We start from the raw sequence: 6,280 nt of genomic DNA, 5'->3' as shown, positions 1-6,280 counted from the left end.
GGCTCATTTCACATGGGTTCGATTAAACCTGCACCGCCTTGTGTCAGGAGTTCTTTAAAGGTATCGAAGGCACTGTGTCCGTCAGCAAGCCGCACCTAAGAGGGATGCGGAATCTGGTTTGCCTTTGGTTTCCGAACGCTGAGATAAACTGCTATCCAGGGGCAGCGCTTTTTTTGTAATGCTGACGGCAGGCCTAGAATGCAAATAGCGATCGCGCAATCATAAGCTTAGGCATCGCTAACCAGACTGACTTTTTTATATCAGTCTAAAAACTCATATAAACCAATAAGATTTCCATCAGGATCTCGAAGATAGGCTGTTTTCATTCCATAGTATGGGTTGGTCATCGGATCTGTAGTAAATTCGATGCCTTTATGTCTTAATTCGTGATAGGCTTCGTCCAAGTTAGGGACTGAGAAAATTACTACAACTTTGTCTTGACATTCGGCACTGGAAGGCTTCTGATCGTTTCCGATCATCTCTGCCATTTCCTTGCGCCTGAATAAAGCCAGCTTCATATCTCCCGCTTCAAATTCAGCATATCCGCTCTGGAAATCTTCCACAGTAACCTTGAATTGCATTACATCTCGGTAGAACAGAAAGCAAGCTTCAATATCAGTAACCAGAAGCCTTGTATATGCAGATTTAACTTTCATGGCAACTTCACCTTATTTGAGCAATACATTTTTGTGGGAGATAGGACTTGCCCACTGAAAGCTTGAAACTTAGATCCCCCTAAACCCCCGATAAATTGGGGGAACCGGAAAATTCCCCATTTTTAAGGGGGATGCAAGGGGGATCTCTGCGTAAGTCCTAGGATATTGAAAAATCGTTTCGTTCTGGATTTTGCAACCCTAAGATTACAGATTCCTGCTCCAATTCCACCAAGCATTCCTGATTCTCTGGCTTTAGCGTAAATTCTGCAAGGTGAATTAGATCGCCATTGGAAATTATCAGGAAAAAAGCATCGGTCTATTGATTTCTTCCTTACTCTGACTTCAGATGCGATGATTGTCGATTAAGTTGAATGTGCCGCCATAAAGGCGATCGCGGATCGTGTCATTACTCAGGAAGTCGTGGGGGAAGCCCAGATCGATCTGACTCACCTCGTTGAGGCGTTGCAAATGCTCTGGCATCAGCTTGACATCCAGACAAGCCAGATTATCTTCGATCTGGCTTACCTTCCGAGAACCGATAATCGGGATGATGACGCTGCTTTGAGCGCTTAACCAAGCCAGCGCCACTTGTGAAGGCGTGTGCCCAATTTCTTCGGCAACTTGACACACAACGTTAGCGATCGCTAGCTGGCTTTCGGAAATATTCCCCCCTATCGTTCCGATTCGCCCTTGTTCGCTGCTGGCATTGGGCTTATTGTACTTGCCCGTCAGCACACCACCACCAAGAGCCGCCCACGGCGTAATTGCCAAGTCAAAAGCCTTTGCCATCGGTAACAAGTCGCGTTCTGGCGTCCGCTGGATCAAACTGTACTCGACTTGCAGCGCTACAAACGGCGTCCAGCCGTAACACTGCGCCAGCGTGTTTGCTTGTGCAACAATCCAAGCGGGTGCGTCAGAAATGCCAATGTAGAGTACCTTGCCAGAGCGTACCAAGTCATCGAAGGCACGCATCACTTCCTCCACAGGCGTCGTGAAGTCCCAAGCGTGCAGCCAGTATACGTCAATGTAGTCAGTTTTAAGGCGTTTCAAGCTGCCTTCTAGCGACTGCATCATGTTCTTGCGATGATTGCCACTGCCATTGGGATTGCCCGCGCGATCGCTCATGTGCAAGGGAAAAGAATATTTGGTAGCAACGACAAAGCGTTCCCGTTCTGAGGCAATGAACTCACCAACCATTTTCTCGCTGGTGCCATCGGTGTAGCCGTTGGCAGTATCAATAAAGTTACCTCCTGCTTCCACAAAGGCATCAAAGATTTGGCGGCTTTCATCTTTGGATGCGCCCCAGCCCCAGTCTTCACCAAAAGTCATTGTGCCAAGGCAGAGTTCGGAAACTCTTAATCCACTCTTTCCCAATAGCTTGTATCTCATGGTTTTCCTTGTAGAACGAAGGGAGTTTTAGCGCGAACAAAAAATCTGATTGCTAGGAATTAACCGCCTTCAGGATTGCACGCAGTAACTTTGACCTGTCACAAGCATCTTTGTAGCAGACACCGTTGCTCAAAAATGTCAGCGGTTTACCATGCTCATCATCGATTCCGGGTAACGTCCGCCGCTAGCGACGCCTTTGGGTGCCACTTCGTCGATACGCTGCAAATCTTCTGGTGTCAGATTCACTTCCAGCGCAGCGATATTTTCTTCCAAATATTGCCGCCGCTTAGTTCCGGGAATGGGAACGATGTCTTCACCCTGCGCCAGCACCCAAGCAAGAGCCAGCTGCGCTGGTCGGCACCCTTTTTCTTGGGCAATTTCGTCAATCCGTTGCACCAGTTCCAGATTTTTCTGAAAGTTGTCGCCCTGAAAACGCGGTGAGTTGCGGCGGTAATCATCAGCAGCCAAGTCATCAAAGCTTTTGATCTGCCCGGTCAAAAAGCCCCGTCCGAGCGGGCTATAGGCAACAAAGCCAATGTTAAGCTCTCGACAGGTGGCAAGAATTGCGTCTTCTGGATCGCGGCTCCATAGGGAATACTCGCTCTGCAATGCGGTAATTTGGTGTACGGAGCAAGCGCGACGCAAGGTTTCCGATCCGGCTTCCGAAAGTCCTAAATATCTCACTTTGCCTTCTTGAACCAGTTGCGCCATCGCACCGACGGTTTCCTCGATGGGAGTATTTGGGTCAACTCGATGCTGGTAGTAGAGGTCAATCGTCTCTACACCCAGACGGCGCAAGCTAGCCTCGCAAGCTGAGCGAACATACTCCGGTTTGCCATTGATACCGCGAACGGTGGGGTCTTCGCTGCGAACGATGCCGAATTTAGTAGCGAGAAAAACTTGGTCGCGGCGATCGCTTATCGCTCGTCCGACCAGTTCTTCGTTCGTAAATGGTCCATACATATCAGCCGTGTCGAGAAAATTTAGCCCCAACTCCAGCGCCCGATGAATGGTGGCAATTGATTCAGTATCATCGCGGTTGCTGTAAAAATCTGACATTCCCATGCAACCCAAACCGATTGCCGAGACGGTGAGATCGCTTCGTCCTAAGTGTCGTGTCTTCATAGGTCATCTCTTTCCTCTTCCCTGGAGTTTGCCTAATTGACTTGCGCTCAGTCTACGCAGTTAACGATGTTTTGTCACTTGCCTGGGGATACGTCTTAAGGTAGACATTTTTCCTCACTGGAAATCGGGTGTCCGCCTTCACGCTTGGTGGGGCTTTACTCAGGGGTTGCACATCGACGGTAAGGATCTCAAACTTATAATCTGTCCCGTTTATACGCAACGGCAGAAACACAGATGATAGAAATAAAACCGATAAAATCACATCAAATTGAAGAAGTCAAGCGCGTAATCATCGCGGTTTGCAACGAAATATGGCAGCTTCCTGAAGAAGTGATTAGGCGTTACGATGCCATGTCCGATATAGATGACGTGCAATCGCACTACTTCGACAATAAGGGCACATTCTTGGTGCTGATTGATGAGGAGCGGGTTGTTGGCAGCGGCGCAATTCGGCGTTTGAGCGACGACATCTGCGAACTAAAGAGAATGTGGTTTCTTAAAGATTATCGAGGACGAGGGTTGGGGACGAAAATGGCTCAGATGCTCTTAGATTTTGCCAGAATTACAGGTTATAAGAAAGTCAGGCTTGATACGACTGATGAGCAAAAACAAGCACAAGCTCTGAAGTTTTATCAGCGGCTCGGCTTCTATTTTATTGACCGATACAACGAGGGTCACTGTACTGTGTTCATGGAGAAAATGCTTTAAAAAGTAAAAAATGCATCATCTTTCATTTTGATATTTGCTAAATACTAGTCCAGCTTTGTAGAGACTCATCAGCGATCGCTTGAAATTGCTGGTAATCCTTTGGGGTGTCAATGTCGATAGCACCCTCCGGAAAGGGAATGCGAAAGACTTTGGGTGAGTATTTTTTAATGATTTGTTTTGCGCCTTCGGTCGGAAAGGGAATGCGAAAGACTTCGGGTGAGTATTTTTTAATGATTTGTTTTGCGCCTTCGGTCGTTTTTAGGCTCATGAGTTCTGGAAACAAGGCGCGGCTGAACAAAGCGGGGACGCCCAAGCTTCCTGCATACTCTGAAGCAATAATCGGTCGGCGCGTGACCTGATAGGCTTCCACGATTTGATTGAGTAGTTGGGAAGAAATGAAAGGCTGATCGCAAAGGACAATTGCAACGGCGTCTAAGTTTTGATTTAAACTACCCAGTGCTTCAATACCCACCCGAATCGAAGAACTCATCCCCTCCGCCCATTGTGGGTTTTCGACAATTTGGATGGGTGACTCGCTGACTTCCGGCTTTATTCGTTCTGCATTCGCTCCCAGAACGACGACGATGGGTTGACAGAGGGAAGCGATCGCAATTTCTGCGGTATGGCGGAGGAAGCTGCGCCCTTGATACAACAGCAGTTGTTTTGGAGTCCCCATGCGAGTGGATGCTCCTGCTGCCAGAATTATCAAACCGACGACAGGCGCATTCATCCGGTACTCCGGTGGTGGATTGGTTCCTGGCGATTTCTTAATAACCCGCCCGAACGATTGGCGAGAACTGCTTGAATTTCCGCCACAATTGAGAGTGCGATCGCTTCCGGTGTGTCAGCGCCAATATCCAGTCCAACAGGACCATGCAAGCGGTGAAGTTGGGCTTCTGTAAGCTGAATTCCCTGTTCTTTTAGCTCAAGAAGTAACTGTTCGGTTCTTCTCTTGGGGCCAAGAATGCCTAAATATTGCACGGGAGAAGGTAAAAGAGTTTTCAGGATTTCTAGGTCGTGCAGATAGTTATGAGTCATCACGACAGCTACTGTGCGCTTATCGATTTCTAGGGTTTCATTGACGATTTCTGGGCGAGACAAAATCACTTCATCGGCGCTGGGAAATCGGTCTGATTTTGCATTGGCAGGTCGGCTATCAACGACTGTTACGCACCATCCCAATTCTTTCGCCAAGCGTACAACCGGGATAGCATCGTCACCTGCTCCAAAAATGACCAGCGAGACAGGTGGCTGAATCGCTTCGATAAAAACTTCGGCTTTCCCTCCCAGTAAGGGATACGCTTTAAAAAGCGAGCAATTTTTATCAAGCACTTCACGGGCATCTTCGAGTATGTCTGCACTCAAATGTGCATCTTCGAGGTTACTGAAAATCGTGCCATCTTGATGCAGCATTAAATGGGTTCCGACTTGTGCCTTTATTTGACCTTCAATGTGAAATATTGTTGCGAGAACTCCGACTTGCCGCCGATGCAGACACTCTGCCAGAAAGGTCATCGGACTTAACTCGTTTTCTGGAATTAGGCGTTCAATCAACACCTGTACCATTCCCTTGCAACCGAGTCCCAGCCCCCAGACGATGTCATTGTCGGAGGTCGTATCGTAGTTCACCAACATGGGTTGACCGGACACGATGACCTGTTGAGCGCGTTCAAAAACGTCATTCTCCAGACAGCCGCCGCTAATCGAGCCGATTCTCTGACCCTCTAGTGTTATCAGCATTCGAGCGCCCGGTCGCCGGTAGGTAGACCCACTGACTTTGACAATGGTGGCGATCGCTACTGTCTTGCCGCAATTTTTGGCTTTTGCAAATGCGGCAACAATCTCCTGTAATTCTTTCATATAGCGCTTTGCAGTTTGAGCCAATACGGGCTGACCTCTCCCCAAACCCCTCTCCGACTCGGAGAGGGACTTTGAATATGGCTCCCCTTCCCTATTAGGGAAGGGGATGGGGGGTTAGGTGCTAAGACAGATTACAGCAACTTATCCGGCGTAATCGGGAGGTCGCGGATGCGCTTCCCGGTGGCGTGATAGACAGCGTTTGCCACCGCCGCCGCCACGCCAGTGATGCCAATTTCGCCTGCGCCTTTGGCTCCAATCGGGTTAATGTACGGGTCGATTTCTTCGACGAAGTACGACTCAATTGCGGGGATGTCTGCGTTGACAGGTACGTGGTACTCGCCCAAATTGGCGTTGACGATGCGTCCGGTACGGGAGTCTGTCACCGTTTCCTCTAGTAGCGCCATACCTAGCCCCATGACGATACCGCCGATCATTTGCGATCGCGCTGTTTTGAGGTTGATTACCTGTCCCACCCCAAAGGCTCCCACAAAGCGGGTTACGCGCACTTCGCCAAAGTCAGGATCGACGCGCACTTCGGCAAA

General features: G+C 49.0%; 7 protein-coding genes. 1 reads left to right on the top strand and 6 read right to left on the bottom strand.

Features of this window, described 5'->3' with window-relative positions; all coding sequences use genetic code 11:
- Positions 1 to 260: 260 nt before the first annotated feature.
- The 3 genes from H6F50_RS00480 to H6F50_RS00470 all read right to left on the bottom strand — a co-directional run bounded on the left by H6F50_RS00480 (position 261) and on the right by H6F50_RS00470 (position 3,170).
- Positions 261 to 656: a VOC family protein gene (locus H6F50_RS00480; protein WP_190425100.1), complete on the bottom strand. Its 396-nt coding sequence runs from the start codon at positions 654 to 656 to the stop codon at positions 261 to 263.
- 342 nt (positions 657 to 998) lie between these two features.
- Positions 999 to 2,045 carry an aldo/keto reductase gene (locus H6F50_RS00475; protein ID WP_190425098.1) on the bottom strand — a complete coding sequence of 349 codons (1,047 nt, stop codon included), beginning with the start codon at positions 2,043 to 2,045 and terminating at the stop codon, positions 999 to 1,001.
- A 138-nt stretch (positions 2,046 to 2,183) separates the two neighbouring features.
- Positions 2,184 to 3,170, bottom strand: coding sequence for an aldo/keto reductase (locus H6F50_RS00470; RefSeq protein ID WP_190425095.1), 987 nt, complete (start codon positions 3,168 to 3,170; stop codon positions 2,184 to 2,186).
- A 234-nt stretch (positions 3,171 to 3,404) separates the two neighbouring features.
- On the opposite strand from H6F50_RS00470, the gene H6F50_RS00465 reads away from it, so the two are divergent.
- Positions 3,405 to 3,878 carry a GNAT family N-acetyltransferase gene (locus H6F50_RS00465; RefSeq protein WP_190425092.1) on the top strand — a complete coding sequence of 158 codons (474 nt, stop codon included), beginning with the start codon at positions 3,405 to 3,407 and terminating at the stop codon, positions 3,876 to 3,878.
- 37 nt (positions 3,879 to 3,915) lie between these two features.
- Here H6F50_RS00465 and H6F50_RS00460 read toward each other — a convergent pair whose 3' ends face one another.
- From H6F50_RS00460 to H6F50_RS00450, 3 genes are all read right to left on the bottom strand, one after another.
- Positions 3,916 to 4,608: a nucleotidyltransferase family protein gene (locus H6F50_RS00460; protein ID WP_190425089.1), complete on the bottom strand. Its 693-nt coding sequence runs from the start codon at positions 4,606 to 4,608 to the stop codon at positions 3,916 to 3,918.
- Positions 4,605 to 5,762, bottom strand: coding sequence for an XdhC/CoxI family protein (locus tag H6F50_RS00455; RefSeq protein ID WP_242028842.1), 1,158 nt, complete (start codon positions 5,760 to 5,762; stop codon positions 4,605 to 4,607). The genes H6F50_RS00460 and H6F50_RS00455 overlap by 4 nt, the downstream gene beginning before the upstream one ends.
- Positions 5,763 to 5,869: 107 nt before the next feature.
- On the bottom strand, positions 5,870 to 6,280 hold a 411-nt coding region (locus tag H6F50_RS00450; RefSeq protein WP_190425087.1), incomplete at its 5' end, for a molybdopterin cofactor-binding domain-containing protein.

Origin of the sequence: Coleofasciculus sp. FACHB-712 (assembly GCF_014695635.1) — a bacterium.
Lineage (GTDB): Bacteria > Cyanobacteriota > Cyanobacteriia > Cyanobacteriales > FACHB-T130 > FACHB-T130.
The sequence above is the reverse complement of the archived record's forward strand: the minus strand, read 5'-3'. Positions and strand labels throughout refer to the sequence as shown.